This is a genomic window from Pseudomonas sp. C9D1 (assembly GCF_056491235.1).
This window is the reverse complement of record NZ_JBSZIE010000003.1, coordinates 597,036-613,266: the sequence shown is the minus strand read 5'-3', so window position 1 is coordinate 613,266 and position 16,231 is coordinate 597,036. Positions and strand designations below refer to the sequence as shown.

Genomic DNA, 16,231 nt, shown 5'->3' with positions numbered 1-16,231 from the left:
ACGAACGCTTCCGTCTCCTCGTCATCCCCGTGTTCGAGGGTCACCCACTCGTCGTTGTCGCCGCCTTCGATGTACGCGTGGAAGTGCTCTTCCACGTACTCCGAATTAGCAGGGCCTGGATGCGGTCGTAATCGATTGCGGCGAGAGCGGGGCTCGGGGCGTTGGCCATGGTGCGTCCTTTCGGTCTCGTTCCGGCGGCTGCGGTGGCAGCAGATGATTTTGGGATGAGGTGTTGAGGCGGCAATTATCGGGGGAGCCAGGCAGGAAATTCTGTGAGAGAGGCCTGAATCCGTGGAGGAGGGGTGGCCGGTGGTCGGCGGGCCGGGTTTGTTGGGAGCGGTTATTTGCCAGGGGCAACGTCGTTGTCCCTGGCGATCCCTTAATTAGGGAATAGATCAGGGCCCCGGCTATTTACCCGGCAACTGCGCCAGCTCTGCCAGTTTGCAGAAGTCTTCATAGTTGTTGCGCGACAGATGGACCATCGCGTCCATCAAGGCGCCTTCCCGGTATCGGCTGAGGTAGGAGTAGTCGGCGCCGTCGCGCAAGGCTGCGAAATCCAGAAGCAATTCCGCCATCACCTGGGTGGTGTGCAATCCGCGTGTCGAGGTGGTCGACCAGCTGCTGGATGCGCTGCTCCTTGTAATCGATCAGAGAGGCGCTGTTCATGCCGAGGCCTCCTTTGTGGATACGTGGAGGGGGTGAGCAAGAGGGACATAAGCTTCATGCATGGTGGAGCTCCAGTGCTAAGAGGACCAAGCCGCCGCCATTCGCTGTCGTCGGAGGGTGGAGACCACGCGGGGTTGACAGACCGGACACTGGATACCGGCAGACCACGAGGATCTCCCCGCGCGATCTGCCATAAAGCAGAGCAGCTATGAAAGCTGCATGCGTGCCGATGCCTGCAAAAAACATTCGCTGTTTCTCGCACTACACCTTGTGGCGCATTCGCGCCAGTGTTTCGGGCTGTCAAACCCGGCCACGGGATTGACCGTGGCCGGGGCAGGATAGGGAGGAGGGGGCGGGAGGGCAAGGGGCGGGGCCGGCTATCAAACAAGTTGCGTGATCGCCCCGCTCTGAAGTCTGTTAATGAAAATTTATAAAGGTCAAATTGTATATGGACTGCTTAACAATATAGCTGGGGGGTTGTTGTGTTGGCAGAATTTGATATATCGACAAGTCGTCTAGGTGTCTCAACGAATTGGCCTGTCGCTCAGGTGCTTTAGCCTTGATGTCGCGTCAGTCTCCCCTGAAACTTCTAATCGAAAAACGTGAGCATATTGCTGGGTGTTTTTCGATACAAGATCGTGGCGGGAATATGAGATCTAGAAAGCCACGTTGCGTGGGGCGTGGCTTTTTTATATGGGGATCTATTGCTGGAGATGATCGATATCTATTTCAGCATTTATAAAGCCAGCAAACTCAGACATGGCAGGGGGTATGGTGATTGGCGGAATTTTATTTTCGTCAGATACTATAATTGTCAATTTTGCCCTGCCTGTCATTGCTATTTCTCTTATTTTATCCTTAGCCTTAACTAGCGCTGTTTCCAGGCTTTTCCAATGATCAGCAAGGTCACTCGATGAGGCGTTCGATCTGATAGACCAAATATTTTGCCAGTGGGGCAGCCCACGGGCTGGGTTTCGTTCACCTTGTAATAGGGCGGTGTCCGGAATTATTTCAATAAGCTTTGAAATTTCTTTCGGGGGTACCGTAGTCCCTAGAAGCTGAAAGTCAATTTGTAGAGAAGCATTCATTACGCAGCTACCAACCCTGTGTGTTCATGTTTAGATATTGCGGGATGCCCGTGCCTTTGCGAGGGCCGGCGTACATGTTTCCATGTTTGTCTGCAAAAATGTCATATTTTGAATCTAGCTGTAAGTCTCTCTTCATGTCATGGGCATCCTTGTACCCATTGTTTTTACATGCCTCATCCAACTCTGTTTTAGTCATCCGTGTGGCATTTTTGGCATCTTGCTCGCTTGGGGTGCTGTCGTCTGTTGTACAGGCTTGGATGTCTCTGAAAGGAAGTTTGAGAATTGTTTTACATTTTACAGCGAGCCCGAGTGGATCGGCGTAGATGAGCGGATTGGCATACACATACCCATAAGTATTCAGCCCCCCATCCAATCCAATCGGATCACTCTCCACATACCTTCCGGTCTCCGGATCGTAATCCCTGAAGTAGTTGTAGTAGAGCGCACTGTGCGCATCGGCGACTTGGCCGGGGAAGCGCAGGATCACATCGATGTTGCCGCCATAGGTGTTGGGTTGCCCCACCCCAAAGGCATCGCTCTGCCAGCTCCACACCAGGTTGCCGCCCTGGTTGGTGGCCAGGCGTGGGGTGTTGAGGTGGTCGCTGTGCAGGTAGGTGAGGGTGGTGCTGGCGATGGTGGTGCCGGCGGCGTCGTAGCCCAGGTCGATCTGGGCGATGGGCAGGCTGTCGAGCCACACGTAGTAGCTGGCTTTGCTCTTCTTGCCGTTGCTGGTGTAGCGCACCTGGCCGAGCACCTGGCCGTCCGGGCCGTAGAGGTAGGTGTAGGGCGTATGGGCAGTGCCTTGCTGCACGTCCTTGAGCACGCGCTGGCCGAGGGCGTTGTAGGCGTAGCGGGCGATGGGCGTACCGGCCTCGTCGGTGACGGCGTTGAGGCGGCCCTGGTCGTCGTAGGTGTAGCGGCGGCTCTGGCTGTAGCGGGTGTAGTTGCCGGCGGCATCGGCTTCGACGGCGTAGCTGGTGCTGCGCTGGCTGAGGCGGTTGCTGTCGGTGGCGTAGTGCAGGGTCTGCTTGGCGGTCTGCGCTTCGCTGCCGTTGGTGGTGGCGTAGGTGGTGCGCGAACTGCGGTTGCCGGTGGCGTCGTAGGCGTAGGCCTTGCGGCTGGCGGCAGCCTTTTCCTCGGTCAGGCGATCGAGGGCGTCGTACTCGGTAGTCGAGGCTGCCGAACAGGCTGTGGGCGTGGGCGGTGATGTTGCCGTTGGCGTCGTGGCTGTAGCTGCTCTGCCAGTTGCCGACCTGCTGGGCGGTGAGCTGGTAGTCCTGGTCGTAGGTGCGGCTGAGGACGATGCCGTTGTTCCAGGTGAGGCTCTTGAGCGGCCCGAAGGGGGCGTAGCCGATGTTGCTGGCGAGGCTGGTGGGCGTGGCGCTGCCGACAGCGAAACCGACCTGGCTGACCTGGCCGGCGGCGTTGCGGCTGTAGTGGATGCTGAAGCCGGCCGGGTAGTCGATGCGGATGAGGTTGTTGGCGGCGTCGTAGGCGTAGCCGAGGGTGTCGTACTGATCAGTCCCCAACACCGCAACGGAGCGCAGCTGCTCGATGAGGTTGCCGCGCTCGTCGTACTTGTAGCCCAGCACGCCGCTGGCGTCCTGCACCGCCGTGAGGCGGCCGATGCCCTTGTTGCCGTTGGCGGTCATGTCGTAGTGGTACTGGACGTTGAGCGCAGGAGTGGCGGGGTACTGGCGGCCGGTGAGGCGGTCGAGGGCGTCGTAGCTGTAGGTGGTGACGATGCCGCGGGCGTCGGTCTTCTGGGTGACGTTGCCGGCGGCATCGTGCCCGTAGGTGGTGGTGCCGGTGTCGGGGCTGATGAGCGTGGTGAGGTTGCCGAGGCCATCGTACTCGTAGCGGGTGGTGACACCGCGCGGGTCGACGACCTGGGTGAGGTTGTCCTGGGCGTCGTAACCGAGGCTGGTGACCTTGTTCAGCGGGTCGGTGCTGGAGACCAGGCGGTCGAGGGCGTCATAGGCCTGGGTGTGGCTGAACTGGCGCGGGTTGGTGTCGGTGGTGGGGTTGTCGTTGAGGTCGTACTGCTGGCTGTGGGTCTGGCCACCAGCACCGACCGAGCGCAGCAGGCGGCCGAGCTCGTCGTACACCCACTGTTGCTGCTGGGTGAGGTTGTTGGAGGCGTCCTTGATGCGCTGGGCGGTGCGGTTGCCCATGGCGTCGAGGTCGAACTCGACCTGCTCGCCGAGGTTGTTGGTGATCTTGGTCAGGCGCCGGGCATCGTCCCAGGTGTAGGCGAGCCAGCTGCCGTCGCCCCGGGTGACCTTGGTGATCTGGCCGATGGCGTCGTGCTCGAAGGCGGTGGTGCCGCCGCCGACGCTGACCGAGGCGAGCCAGCCCTGCGGGGTGTAGGTGAGGGCGGTGGTGACGCCGTTGGGGTCGATGACGGTCTGCGGGTTGCCGAAGCTGTCGAAGCTGGACAGCTGGGTGATATGGCCAAGGGCATTGGTGACGCTGATGAGGTGGCCCTGGGCGTCGTAGGCGTAGTGGGTGACGTCCTGGACATCGGTACGCGGGCCATCGGCGGTTTCGATCTGGCCGGTGGCGGTGTAGGTGTAGCTCCAGTTGCGCGGGGCGGCCTGGAGGCTGGCGGCGGCGAGGGTGCCGGCCAGGGCGAGCGTAAGGACGCTCAAGCGGTGGTGCAGGGGGTTCATGGGCAAGTCCTTGTGCGAATCAGCGCTGGCTTACGCTCTGGCTGAGTGGTCGTCCTTGGTCGTCGTAGCTGTAGGTGGTGATGCGGTCGGGCTCGGTCACGGTGGCCGGCAGGAACAGGGTCGGGTGCCAGGTGGTGGTGACGGTGCGGGCCTGGGGCGTGCCGTACGCTTCGGTGCGGGAGACCTCAAGGCCACGCTCGTTGTAGTCGAAGGTAGTGACGTTGCCCTTGTTGTCGGTACGGGTCTTCACCAGGCCACGGTCGTCGTAGGTGAAGGTGGAATTGCTGTTGGGGCAGTTGGCCGAGGGCTCGCCTTCGATGGCGGTGATGCGCCGTATGCCCTGGATGGTCTGGAAGCGGTAGGTGGTGCGCTTGCCGAGGGCATTGGTGACAGTGGAAGAGCCGTCGGCGTTGTAGCTCACCAGGGTGCGTTCGGCGCCGCCGGCGTGCTCGCTGGAGATGGCGCGGCCCTGGTCGTCATAGGCCCAGGTGGCGTAGCGGATGCCGCGTTCGTCGGTGATGCCGGTGAGGAGGTTGGGGTTTCGGCTGTCCTGATAGTGATAAATGCGCTGTTGCGTTTGGCCTTGGATAGTGGTGATGCGTTTCGTGAGCCTGTCGCTGGAGTCGTATTCAAAATCTATACGCGAGTCACTTGTGACGAGTGACGAAGGCTGCCCACGACGTCTCGCATCTTCCTGCACGACCATGGAGTTACCCAGGGAGTCCGTGATGGTGATCGTCAGCACGTTATTCCGCACCAGCGTATGGAACCCCGAAGCAGTGTTGCCCCACTTCATCAGGTTGCCTTCACCATCAAACGAGAAGATTTCCTGGGTCGGACCTTCATATGTCCAGTTGCCGTTCTCCATATAGAGCCGGCCCAGTTCATTTGGCTGAGCTGTAGCAACACCATTCTCAAGCTGGAAATAGGACTCCTTACCATCATTGCCGATGAAAAGGATGTTGTCGGGACCCAGTACCAAATGAGCACTGTAGTTGTGGCGCCAAAGCTTGTCGTGGCTGTTGTAGATGCGTTCGAAGGTAAGCGGAAGCTTGCCCGAAGCTAGATAGTCCACTTCACGCTGGAATTTGTTGCCAACAGCGAAGTTGATCGGGTTGCCGGCTGTTTTGCTGTTTCCCGTTGCCGCACTGCATGCTTGGGGGCCGTCAGGTTCGCCGTTCTCTTTTCCTAGATCGGGAACGTCATCCGGCTTGGTGCAAATAGACGGGTTTTCCTTGTTATCTGGCGTGAAGCCTGAAGGGCATACCTTGGTTATGTAGAAGTAGTTATACCCGTGGCCGCTGCCGCAGATTGCATTAGTAGCAGGTATGCCAGTGATGTAGGTTGTGGTTTCGATCCAGCTCCATTGATCGAAACCACAGCTGGTATAACCGAAGTGGCTTACCCATGATGAGTAATAAGCCATCTTCAGCTCTATGGGGGTCCTGTAACCACCATACGAGAGCTCCGGCTTTCGGGTTTCCGCATAGGCGCTCGATGCGATGGCCAAGCACAGACTACTCGCTACCCACGCGAATCTTGTGTGTTTCCGTTTCATTCAACCTCCATGTGGTCTTGATGATGCCGCTGTCGCTGACCGTCGTCAGCGCGGTGAGACCAGGCGGCTCAATTCGCGTCCCTGCGTGTCATAACTGTAATTGGTAACTCGGTCAGGTTCTGTGACAGTAACTGGCAGAAACAGAGTCGGGTGCCACTCCGTAGTAACGGTACGTGCCTGGGGCGTGCCGAAGGCTTCGGTACGGGACACCTCGAGGCCACGCTCGTTGTAGTCGAAGGTGGTGACGTTGCCCTTGTTGTCGGTACGGGTCTTCACCAGGCCACGGTCATCGTAGGTGAAGGTGGAATTGCTGTTGGGGCAGTTGGCTGAGGGTTCGCCTTCGATTGTGGTGATGCGCCGTATGCCCTGGATGGTCTGAAAGCGGTAGGTGGTGCGCTTGCCAAGGGCGTTGGTGACGGTGGAGGAACCGTCGGCGTTGTAGCTCACCAGGGTACGTTCGGCGCCGCCAGCGTGCTCACTGGAGATGGCGCGGCCCTGGTCGTCGTAGGCCCAGGTGGCGTAGCGAACGCCGCGCTCGTCGGTGATGCCGGTGAGGAGGTTGGGGTTGGCGTCTTCGTATTGATAGGTCTGGTTGGAAATGGCCGTGCCCCGAGTCGTCGTTACAGCAGTCAATCTTCTTATGGAGTTGTATGTGTAGCTGACGGACGTTTCTCCCATTGCAAACTGCTTGGGCTGATACTCAGCATCTTGGCGAAGAGTCGCCGTGTTGCCGAAAGAGTCGGTAATGGTTATGAGCGCATCGAGATACGTCAACGTTTGCCATTGACCATTCTTTTCAGTGATTTTTGAAAGCCGAAGTGCTGGATTGAAGGAGAGCTTGGCGCCATTAGGTTCTTCAAAAGACCACTCTTCCCCTTGGCGGGTGAGGATGCCGCTAGCAGCTATGCCATAGCTATTCACGCCATCTTGCAACTGGAATCTTGTCTCGCGGCCATCCGCGCGAACAAGAATCAACGAGCTTCCATATTTCTCTAGATGGGTCGAGTAGCTGTGTCGCCATACACCATCAGCGCTGTTGTAGGTTCTCGTAAGGCTGATGAGTGAGTTGCTTGCAGCTGGGGCGTCTACGATAGTCTGGACCTTGTTGCCAATAGATATATTTATTGGGTTTCCCTGACGGTCATTCGGGACTGCACAGGTCAAGTCAGTAGGTGGTAGGCCTTTATTAGCATCCAGTAGTGGGCTGCTGCATTTATACGAAATAGTGTCATAGGACGCACCAGGTGGGCAGCTATCGCCACCAAGATAAACAAGGTTGTTGGCGCGCGATGGTGTTGTCCCGACGAAGTAGCCAAGCATCTCTACTATGTAAGTTCCTTCTCGTACATAATCAATGCTTGTTATGGAATAGTTGCTGTAATAGTCTCTGTCATTTTCTGTATATATAGAAAGTACCGCTTGGGCTGCCGCATCGCGTGAGGGGAATTTGTCGAATCCGTAGATGGGGGCCCACCAATAGAAATACTCTGCCTTTGCGGTAGAAGTTAAAAGAAGCAAAGCAAGCAGGGTGCCGGCTTTAAATGGAAAGCGAGTCTGCAATTTAGATCATCCTTGTCTGCATGGTCCTTGGGTTGACTATGGCAGCACTCAACGCTGGGTAGTGGTTTGCCCAATCAGTCTTCCCTGTACGTCATAACTGTAACGGGTGGTTCGGCCAGGTTCTGTGATGGTGGTTGGCAGAAACAGCGTCGGGTGCCACTCCGTAGTAACGGTACGCGCCTGAAGCGTGCCAAAGGCTTCGGTACGCGATACCTCGAGACCACGGTCGTTGTAGTCAAAGATGGTGACATTGCCCTTGTTGTCAGTACGGCTCTTCACCAGCCCACGCTCGTTGTAGGTGTACGTCGAGTTGCTGTTGGGGCAGTTAGCCGAGGGTTCACCTTCGATGGCGGTGATGCGGCGCACGCCCTGGATGGTCTGGAAGCGATAGGTGGTGCGCTTGCCCAGGGCGTTGGTGACCGTGGAAGAACCATCGGCGTTGTAGCTCACCAGGGTGCGTTCGGCACCGCCGGCGTGCTCGCTGGAAATGGCGCGGCCCTGGTCGTCATAGGTCCAGGTGGCGTAGCGGACGCCGCGTTCATCGGTGATGCCGGTGAGAAGCCGGGAGCCGGGCGTGGGGTCGTAGTGATAGGTGCGTTCGCTTACTTGGCCGTTGAGCGTCCTGGTGAGCTTTGTGAGGCGGCTGAGATAATCGTACGTGTACTGGATCTCGATCGAGTCGCCTGCAAGCCGGGTCGGTTGATGCTGTTCATCCTCGGTCAATGCAAGGCTGTTTCCCGCATCATTCTGCAAGGTGATCACGCTGGCTCCATAGCTCAGCGTTGTCCTTTCCCCCGAGGGTTGAATGGCATAGCTGAGGCGCCCCTGGCTATCGAAGCCCATGCGTCGATTATCGGGGGCGGTGTATTCCCAGACCCCCGCAATCTTACGCAGCTCCCCGACACCTTCACGGGTGGCGTGAGCCTGGTCGCCAGATACCTGGAAGTAGATTTCCTTGCCGTCAGGCAGTGTGATCAGCGCGAAGCTCGTGCCGGCGCTCAGGTTTGCCGAGTAGTTGTGGCGCCAGAAACCATCGATGCTGTTGTAGGTTCGCTGCAAGGCAAGGGGCGAGCTTCCCTGAAAGGTGAAATCCAGCTCGGTCTGGACCTTGTTTCCCGACGCGAAGTTGATTGGGTTCCCGGCTGTCGCACCGCAGGAAGGGCCTGCTTCATACCCTTTCTGGCTAGGGGAGCGCGAAAGGCTCTTGCAGCTTCCGTCGATTTGTTTGAGAAGTGGGTTGCCCGCAGTGGCTCCGAATTGATCCTGGCACAAGGAGCCGGCGGAGGCATCCGGCATCGTGCACTTGAGCTTGGTGGGATCGTAGATCGTGCCGCCGGTGCAACCGTCGCCGAACCTGTAGACCCCCCAGTTCAGCCACTCACCTTCTCCCTGATTTTCGCCTTGAGGGGTGATGTAGCTGAAGATGCACGCGGCCCTATCCGGGCTTGTGAGCCTGTAACCTCGATAGATGTATGTCTGGCCGTAGGAGTTAGTGTGCTCCCCGGCGCGGCAGCCTGCTTCAGGGGTTTCAACGACCGCCCCCCATCCGATCCAGTTCCCGATTTCCCAGATGTAGTCATAACCGTAGAGCGCGAAGGCGTTGTTCGAGCAGGCGAGCAGAAGGAGGGGGAGAAGGTACTTGCGCATCGAGCAATCCGTTGTCGTAGACAGCCGCAGAGGGGATGACCGCATCCGGCGATCAGTGCGCTAGTCAATCAGCTTGAAAGGGGAAAATCCATACTGGCGAAGTGCTGTATTGACGCACCTGCGTGGCGGGTTCCGCTGGTTGAAATGGCGAGTGCCTGTTTGCACTTCCGCTCGAGGAAGAATGTGCCAACAGTAGTTGGCACAAGGAACCAGGGATTGGCGTTGCACCGCTCCACTCGGCTCCCGCCAGCCCCCGTTACCTCTTCAACTCATACGCACACATATTCACCGTGGTCGCCAGGTTGAGCGATTCGATGGCGCCGCTGCCGGGGATGGTGAAGGGTTGGGCGTTGAGTGCGGTGAGCGGGTCGCGGGGGACGCCGCGGGCTTCGTTGCCGAAGAGGTAGCAGTCGAAGGTCTTGAAGGCGGCGGATTGCACGGGCTCGCCGTGCATGTCCAGGCAGGCGATGCGTTGGAAGCGGCTGCCGAGGGATTCCAGTTCCACGTCCAGTTCCATCGGTGCGTGGAAGATGGCGCCCATGCTGGCGCGCACGACCTTGGGGTTGTACGGGTCAACGCTGCCGGGGCTGAGCAGGCAGCGGAAGCCGCCGAACCAGGCCAGGGTGCGCAGGATGGTGCCGAGGTTGCCCGGGTCCTGGATCTCGTGCAGGTAGATGGCGCGTTCGTTGGCGGCGGCAGCCGGCGCGGCGGCCGGCAGCATCGGCACCAGGGCGATGATGCCTTGCGGCGTCTTGGTGTCGGCGATCTGCGCCATCTGCCGGTCGCTGATGACCTGGGTTTCGAACGGGCTGTGCCAGTGCTCGTAGGCGCCGGTCACGTACAGCTGGCTGCGCAGCAGCAGCGGGTTGTGCTCGGCGGCCTTCTGCAGTTCCAGCAGCAGGTGCTCGCCCTCCACCAGGAAGTGGCCGAACTCGGCCCGGTACTTCTTCTGGTGGAGCTTCTTGATGTCATCGAATTTCATCAATGCGGCGCTCAGTTGCTCTGCTCGTTGGCGTTGCCCAGCTCGGCCAGCATCGCCTTGGCCAGGGCTTCGGCGACCTTGATGCCGTCCACGCCCGCCGAGAGGATGCCGCCCGCGTAGCCGGCGCCTTCGCCGGCCGGGTACAGGCCGCGCAGGTTGAGGCTCTGCAGCGTCTCGTGGTCGCGGGTGATGCGCACGGGGGAGGAGGTGCGGGTTTCGATGCCGGTGAGCACGGCGTCATTGCGATCGAAGCCGCGGATCTGCTTGCCGAAGGCCGGCAGTGCTTCGCGGATGGCTTCGATGGCGTAGTCCGGCAGCGAGGGGGCGAGGTCGCCCAGGCGCACGCCGGGTTTGTAGGAAGGCTCCACGTCGCCGAACTCGCTGGAAGGCACGCCACGGATGAAGTCGCCCACCAGTTGCCCGGGGGCGCAGTAGTCGCTGCCGCCCAGCTCGTAGGCGCGGGATTCCAGGCGTTCCTGGAACTCGACGCCGGCCAGCGGGCCGCCGGGGAAGTCCTGCTCCGGGGTGATGCCGACGACGATGCCGGAGTTGGCGTTGCGCTCGTTGCGCGAGTACTGGCTCATGCCGTTGGTGACCACGCGGCCCGGCTCGGAGGTGGCCGCTACCACGGTGCCGCCGGGGCACATGCAGAAGCTGTACACGGCGCGGCCGTTCTTGGCGTGGTGCACCACCTTGTAGTCGGCGGCGCCGAGCTCCGGGTGGCCGGCGTACTTGCCCAGGCGGGCTTCGTCGATCAGGCCTTGCGGGTGCTCGATGCGGAAGCCGATGGCGAAGGGCTTGGCTTCGAGGAATACGTTCTGGCGGTGCAGCATGCGGAAGGTGTCGCGGGAGCTGTGGCCCAGGGCCAGGACGACATGGCGGCTGCGCAGGGTTTCGCCATTGGCCAGTACCACACCTTCGAGTTGGCCGTCATCGATCACCAGGTCGGTGACCTTGCTCTCGAAGCGCACCTCGCCGCCCAGGGCGATGATCTCTTCGCGCATGGTGGCGACCACGCCGGTGAGGCGGAAGGTGCCGATGTGCGGCTTGCTCACGTACATGATCTCGTCCGGCGCGCCGGCGCGGACGAACTCGTGCATCACCTTGCGGGCGTAGAACTTCGGGTCCTTGATCTGGCTGTAGAGCTTGCCGTCGGAGAACAGACCGGCACCGCCTTCGCCGAACTGCACGTTGGATTCGGGGGTGAGGATCTTCTTGCGCCACAGCGCCCAGGTGTCCTTGGTGCGGCTGCGCACATCCTTGCCGCGCTCCAGCACGATGGGCTTGAAGCCCATCTGTGCGAGCAGCAGCGCGGCGAACAGGCCGCAGGGGCCGAAGCCGATGATGATCGGGCGCTCGCCCAGGTCGGTCGGTGCCTGGCCCACCGGGTAGTAGTTCGTGTCCGGGGCCGGGCGCACGTTGTTGTCGTCGGCGAAGCGCTTGAGGATCGCCGCCTCGTTACGCACTTCGAGGTCGATGATGTAGATGAACAGGATCACGCTGTTCTTCTTGCGGGCATCGTAGCTGCGCTTGAATACGGTGAAATCCAGCAGGTCGGCGTCGCTGATGTTCAGGCGCTTGATGATGGCCTGGCGCAGTTCGTCGGCGGAATGCTCGAGGGGCAGGGACAGTTCGTTGATGCGAATCATGGCGATATCCTGGCCGGTCGATCCGGCAAAGGAGGTAACAGAGGGGGTAGGGCGCGAATTGTACTCGCCGCCGCGGGCCCCTGTCAGGCCTGGCCTGCAGGTTTCCGTCGGGCGTTGCCGCGGGTGCGCCGGGCGCCACCGGCCGGCTTATTTAACCTGAGCGGGATTCTCGGCTTATAATTGCCGCCGCTTCGGGCCCGTACAGCTCCCCGCTGTGCCCAGGGTGGCCCGTTCCTCTACTGATTTTCCGTGGTTGGCTCTCTCATGAAACGATCCAAAAGCAGCCGCCGCTGGCTGGACGAACACGTCAATGACCCCTATGTGAAACGGGCCCAGAAGGATGGCTTGCGCTCGCGCTCCAGCTACAAGCTGATCGAGCTGAACGAGAAGGACAAGCTGATCCGCCCCGGCATGCTGGTCATGGACCTGGGCTCCGCCCCCGGTGGCTGGTCGCAGGTGGCCGGCAAGCTGGTGGGTGAGAGCGGGCGCGTCCTCGCCACCGACATCCTGCCGATGGACGGCCTCGACAACGTCGACTTCATCCAGGGCGACTTCACCGACGACGGCGTGTTCCAGCAGCTCCTCGACAAGCTCGACGGCCGCAAGCCCGACCTGATCGTCTCCGACATCGCGCCCAACATCAGCGGCGTCGCGGCGGCCGACCAGGCGTCCTCCATGTACCTGGTGGAGCTCACCCTGGACATGGTCCGCCAGGTGCTCAAGCCCAATGGCAACTACGTGGTCAAGGTCTTCCAGGGTGAAGGCTCGGACGAGTTCCTGAAAGACGTGCGCACCTCGTTCGAGAAGGTCTTCATCCGCAAGCCGGAAGCTTCGCGCCCGCGCTCCCGCGAGGTCTACCTCGTAGGCAAGGGCTTCAAGGGCTGAAGCCCTGATCGCAGGCCGGTACCCGCGACCGGCCTGCCGCTCCGTTCACACCCTGATTAGCACCGACTTCACTTCCGTGTAGTGCTCGATCGCCGCCGCCCCCATCTCCCGGCCCACCCCCGACATCTTGTAGCCGCCGAACGGCAGTGCCGGGTCGAGCGCGCTGTGGCAGTTGACCCACACCGAGCCGGACTTGATGCGCGGAATCATCCGGTGTACCGCCGACAGGTCGTTGGACCAGATGCTCGCCCCCAGCCCGTAAGGGTTGTCGTTGGCCAGGCGCACGGCCTCGTCCAGGTCGTCGAAGGGCATGGCCACCAGCACCGGGCCGAAGATCTCTTCCTGCACCAGGCGGTGTTTCTGGTCGACGTCGACCATGACGGTGGGTTTGACGAAATACCCCGGCCCGAAGCCCTCGCCGCCGCAGGCGACGGTGGCACCCAGCTCGCGGCCGAGGTCGATGTAGCCGGTGACGCGGTCCTGCTGCTTGGCGGAGATCAGCGGGCCCATCTGCACGCTCGGGTCGAGGCCGTTGCCGAGCTTCATGGCGTTGGCGATGCCGGCGATGTCGGCGACCACGTTGTCGAAGTGCTTGCGGTGTACGTACAGGCGCGAGCCGGCGCAGCACACCTGGCCCTGGTTGAAGAAGATGGCCGTGGCGGCGCCGGCGGCGGCCTCCTGCAGGTTGGCGTCGGGCATGACGATGGTGGGGGATTTGCCGCCCAGCTCCAGGGTCACGCGGGTCATGTTGTCCATGGCCGCCTTGCCGATCTGCTTGCCCACCTCGGTGGAGCCGGTGAAGGTCAGCTTGTCCACACCCGGGTGGCGTGTGAGGGCGACGCCGGCGTTGAGGCCGGTTCCGGTCACCACGTTGAATACGCCCGCCGGGTAGCCCGCCTCCAGCACCAGCTCGGCCAGCTTGAGGGCGGTGAGCGGGGTCTCGTCGGCCGGCTTGAGCACCACCGTGCAGCCGGTGGCCAGCGCCGGGCCGAGCTTCCAGCAGGCCAGCAGCAGGGGGAAGTTCCAGGCGACGATGGCGCCCACCACGCCCACCGCCTCGCGGCGGATGAAGCCGTGGAAACGGTCGTCGGGCATCAGCGGCAGGGAGGGCTCCACCGTGGTGCCTTCGATCTTGGTGGCCCAGCCGGCCATGTAGCGCAGGAAGTCGATGGCCAGCTGCACGTCCATCACCTGGGCGACGGCGGCGCTCTTGCCGTTGTTCAGGCACTCCAGCTCGGCCAGCTCCTGGGCATCGCGCTCCATCAGCCCGGCCAGGCGCCACAGCAGGTTCTGCCGCTCGCGGGGGCGCATGCGGCTCCAGGGCGAATCATCGAAGGCCTGGCGCGCGGCGCGCACGGCGCGGTCCACATCCTCGGCGGCGGCGGAGGGCACATCGCCCAGCACAGTGCCAGTGGCGGGGTTGCGGAAGCTCATGGTGGCGCCGCTGGCGGCGTCCTGCCATTGGGCGCCGATCAGCATCTTCAGCGGGCGTTGCAGGAAAGCCTGGGTGTGGGGCAGTACGGGCAGTTCGGCATGCATGGGTCAGGGCCTCTGTCTGTGGGCATCCCCCAGGCGTGCGCAACCGCCGTGCCAAGGCTCCTGGAAGCCGTTAACCCGTTGATCTGTCGATGATTTGTTCGGGGGCTGGCGTGCGCCCGCCAGGCCGGCGTGTTGCAGTTTGAGACGGCCTGAGACAACCGCCGGACAGTCCCGCCGCCCGGCCCAGTCAGCGCGGTGGGTGCTCCTGTCTCAGCCTGTGACGAGCTGTCGCGAAATTAGACGCCCGGCCCCGTTACCGAGGGCCTCGATACAACGCTGGAAATGACCTAAGTCATTGTTCCGCAAGGGGCTGCCGGCCACTGGCACACATTGTGTATTTGCCATGGCAGACGCACCGCCGGCGAGACAGGTGCGAACCATAAGAACAATACCGTGGAGGTCTGACCTTGAAGACGATTCGACTCCGGTGGCGTGCGGGCAGCCTGGTCCTGGCTGCAGCCGCCTTGTTGTGCACCCAGGCCCAGGCGGCGGACGAGGGCCCGGCGCTGCTCAAGGGCAAGTGCATGGGGTGCCATATCCCCGAAGGCGGCGACAGCTACAGCCGCATCAGCCACCAGCGCAAGACCCCCGAAGGCTGGCTGATGAGCATCGCGCGCATGCAGGTGATGCACGGCCTCTCCATCAGCGACGACGACCGCCGCACCCTGGTCAAGTACCTGGCCGACAAGCAGGGCCTGGCCCCCAGCGAGACCGACGGCGTGCGCTACGCCATGGAGCGGCGCCTCAACACGGTCGAGCACTTCGACGAACAGCTGACGCAGATGTGCGGCCGCTGCCACTCCGGCGCGCGAGTGGCCCTGCAACGCCGCCCGGCCAAGGAGTGGGAACACCTGGTCAACTTCCACCTCGGCCAGTGGCCCTCGCTGGAATACCAGGCCCAGTCCCGTGATCGCGACTGGCTGGAGCTGGCCCTCACGCAGATGGTGCCCGAGCTGGCCAAGCGCTTCCCGCTGGAGGACCAGGCCTGGGCCGACTGGCAGAAGGCCCGGCCCAAGGCGCAGGCGCTGCCGGGGCAGTGGAGCTTCAGCGGCCACATGCTGGCCAAGGGCGATGTGCGTGGGGTGATGACGGTCAGCGCCGACAGCGGCGACACCTTCAAGGTCGAGGTACAGGGCCAGTACGCCGACGGCACCCCCTTCACCGGCTCGGGCTCGGCCATCCTCTACAACGGCTACGAATGGCGCGGCAATGTGAAGGTCGGCGACACCCCCATGCGCCAGGTCTTCGCCGCCCTGAACGGCGAGATGAAGGGCCGCATGTTCGAGGCCGAGCACGATGAGCGCGGCCTCGACTTCAGCGCCGCGAAGGACGGCAACGCCCGGCTGCTCTCGGTGCAGCCGGCCTTCCTCAAGGCGGGTGGCGAGGCCGAGCTGACCCTGGTGGGCAGCGGCCTGTCCGGCACCCCCGAGTTCGGCCCGGGCGTCGAGGTGGTCAAGGTGCTGGAGGTCACGCCCCGGCAGGTGCGGGTCAAGGTCAAGGCCGCCGCCGATGCCGCGGTCGGCCCCCGCGCGGTGGCCCTGGGCGCGCTCAAGGGCGTGGACCTCGCGGTGTACAAGGACATCGCCGAAGTGAAGGTGGTGCCCGCCTTCTCCATCGCCCGGGTGGGCGAGAACGGCGGCTCCACGCCCAAGGTGCAAGGCCGCTTCGAAGCGGAGGCCTGGGGCAAGGATGCGGCCGGCCAGCCGTATCGCATCGGCTACCTGCCGGCTACCTGGTCGGTCGCGCCCTTCGATGAGCGCGCCGAGGAAGACCAGGACGTGAAGTTCGCCGGGCAGATGCAGAAGGACGGCGTGTTCGTCCCCGGCGCCGCCGGCCCCAACCCCGAGCGGCGGATGATGACCAACAACGCCGGCAACCTGAAGGTGATCGCCCAGCTGGAGGAGGGCGGCCAGAAGGGCGAAGGCCACCTGATCGTCACCGTGCAGCGCTGGAACAACCCGCCGCTGCCATGAACCGGCCGCGAA

At 62.1% G+C, this 16,231-nt stretch carries 11 protein-coding genes and 1 pseudogene; 2 read left to right on the top strand and 10 right to left on the bottom strand.

The genetic code is table 11. The features are described 5' to 3' along the window. Positions 1-407 precede the first annotated feature (407 nt). From ACXI0U_RS30295 to ACXI0U_RS30255, 9 genes and pseudogenes are all read right to left on the bottom strand, one after another. On the bottom strand, positions 408-593 hold the full coding sequence (locus tag ACXI0U_RS30295; protein WP_479551302.1) for a hypothetical protein: 186 nt from the start codon (positions 591-593) through the stop codon (positions 408-410). Positions 594-1,367: 774 nt separating this feature from the next. Next, positions 1,368-1,754 (bottom strand): DUF4279 domain-containing protein, encoded by a 387-nt coding sequence (locus ACXI0U_RS30290; protein WP_479551301.1) that lies wholly within the window; start codon positions 1,752-1,754, stop codon positions 1,368-1,370. A 7-nt stretch (positions 1,755-1,761) separates the two neighbouring features. After that, on the bottom strand, positions 1,762-2,079 hold the full coding sequence (locus ACXI0U_RS30285; protein ID WP_479551309.1) for a polymorphic toxin type 33 domain-containing protein: 318 nt from the start codon (positions 2,077-2,079) through the stop codon (positions 1,762-1,764). Then, a pseudogene (locus ACXI0U_RS30280) lies at positions 2,056-4,432 on the bottom strand (RHS repeat-associated core domain-containing protein); the annotation flags it as partial. The gene ACXI0U_RS30285 and the pseudogene ACXI0U_RS30280, both read right to left, overlap by 24 nt. Before the next feature lie 13 nt (positions 4,433-4,445). Then, positions 4,446-5,852: a DUF6531 domain-containing protein gene (locus ACXI0U_RS30275; protein WP_479551300.1), complete on the bottom strand. Its 1,407-nt coding sequence runs from the start codon at positions 5,850-5,852 to the stop codon at positions 4,446-4,448. Between the two features lie 177 nt (positions 5,853-6,029). Then, positions 6,030-7,544 (bottom strand): DUF6531 domain-containing protein, encoded by a 1,515-nt coding sequence (locus tag ACXI0U_RS30270; protein ID WP_479551299.1) that lies wholly within the window; start codon positions 7,542-7,544, stop codon positions 6,030-6,032. A 48-nt stretch (positions 7,545-7,592) separates the two neighbouring features. After that, positions 7,593-9,191: a DUF6531 domain-containing protein gene (locus tag ACXI0U_RS30265; protein ID WP_479551298.1), complete on the bottom strand. Its 1,599-nt coding sequence runs from the start codon at positions 9,189-9,191 to the stop codon at positions 7,593-7,595. A 256-nt stretch (positions 9,192-9,447) separates the two neighbouring features. Next, positions 9,448-10,173: a TrmH family RNA methyltransferase gene (locus ACXI0U_RS30260; RefSeq protein WP_479551297.1), complete on the bottom strand. Its 726-nt coding sequence runs from the start codon at positions 10,171-10,173 to the stop codon at positions 9,448-9,450. Positions 10,174-10,184: 11 nt separating this feature from the next. Beyond that, positions 10,185-11,822, bottom strand: coding sequence for an NAD(P)/FAD-dependent oxidoreductase (locus tag ACXI0U_RS30255; RefSeq protein ID WP_479551296.1), 1,638 nt, complete (start codon positions 11,820-11,822; stop codon positions 10,185-10,187). A 264-nt stretch (positions 11,823-12,086) separates the two neighbouring features. Here ACXI0U_RS30255 and rlmE point away from each other — a divergent pair, with 264 nt between their 5' ends. After that, a complete protein-coding gene (rlmE, locus tag ACXI0U_RS30250) occupies positions 12,087-12,707 on the top strand; it encodes a 23S rRNA (uridine(2552)-2'-O)-methyltransferase RlmE (RefSeq protein ID WP_021218112.1) in 621 nt (206 codons plus the stop codon). Positions 12,708-12,752: 45 nt separating this feature from the next. Here the strand turns inward: rlmE and ACXI0U_RS30245 are convergent, their stop codons facing one another. Continuing rightward, positions 12,753-14,246: an aldehyde dehydrogenase family protein gene (locus ACXI0U_RS30245; protein WP_479551295.1), complete on the bottom strand. Its 1,494-nt coding sequence runs from the start codon at positions 14,244-14,246 to the stop codon at positions 12,753-12,755. 407 nt (positions 14,247-14,653) lie between these two features. Between ACXI0U_RS30245 and peaA the strand changes: the two genes are divergently transcribed. After that, positions 14,654-16,219 carry a quinohemoprotein amine dehydrogenase subunit alpha gene (peaA, locus tag ACXI0U_RS30240; protein WP_479551294.1) on the top strand — a complete coding sequence of 522 codons (1,566 nt, stop codon included), beginning with the start codon at positions 14,654-14,656 and terminating at the stop codon, positions 16,217-16,219. The last annotated feature ends 12 nt before the right edge of the window (positions 16,220-16,231 follow it).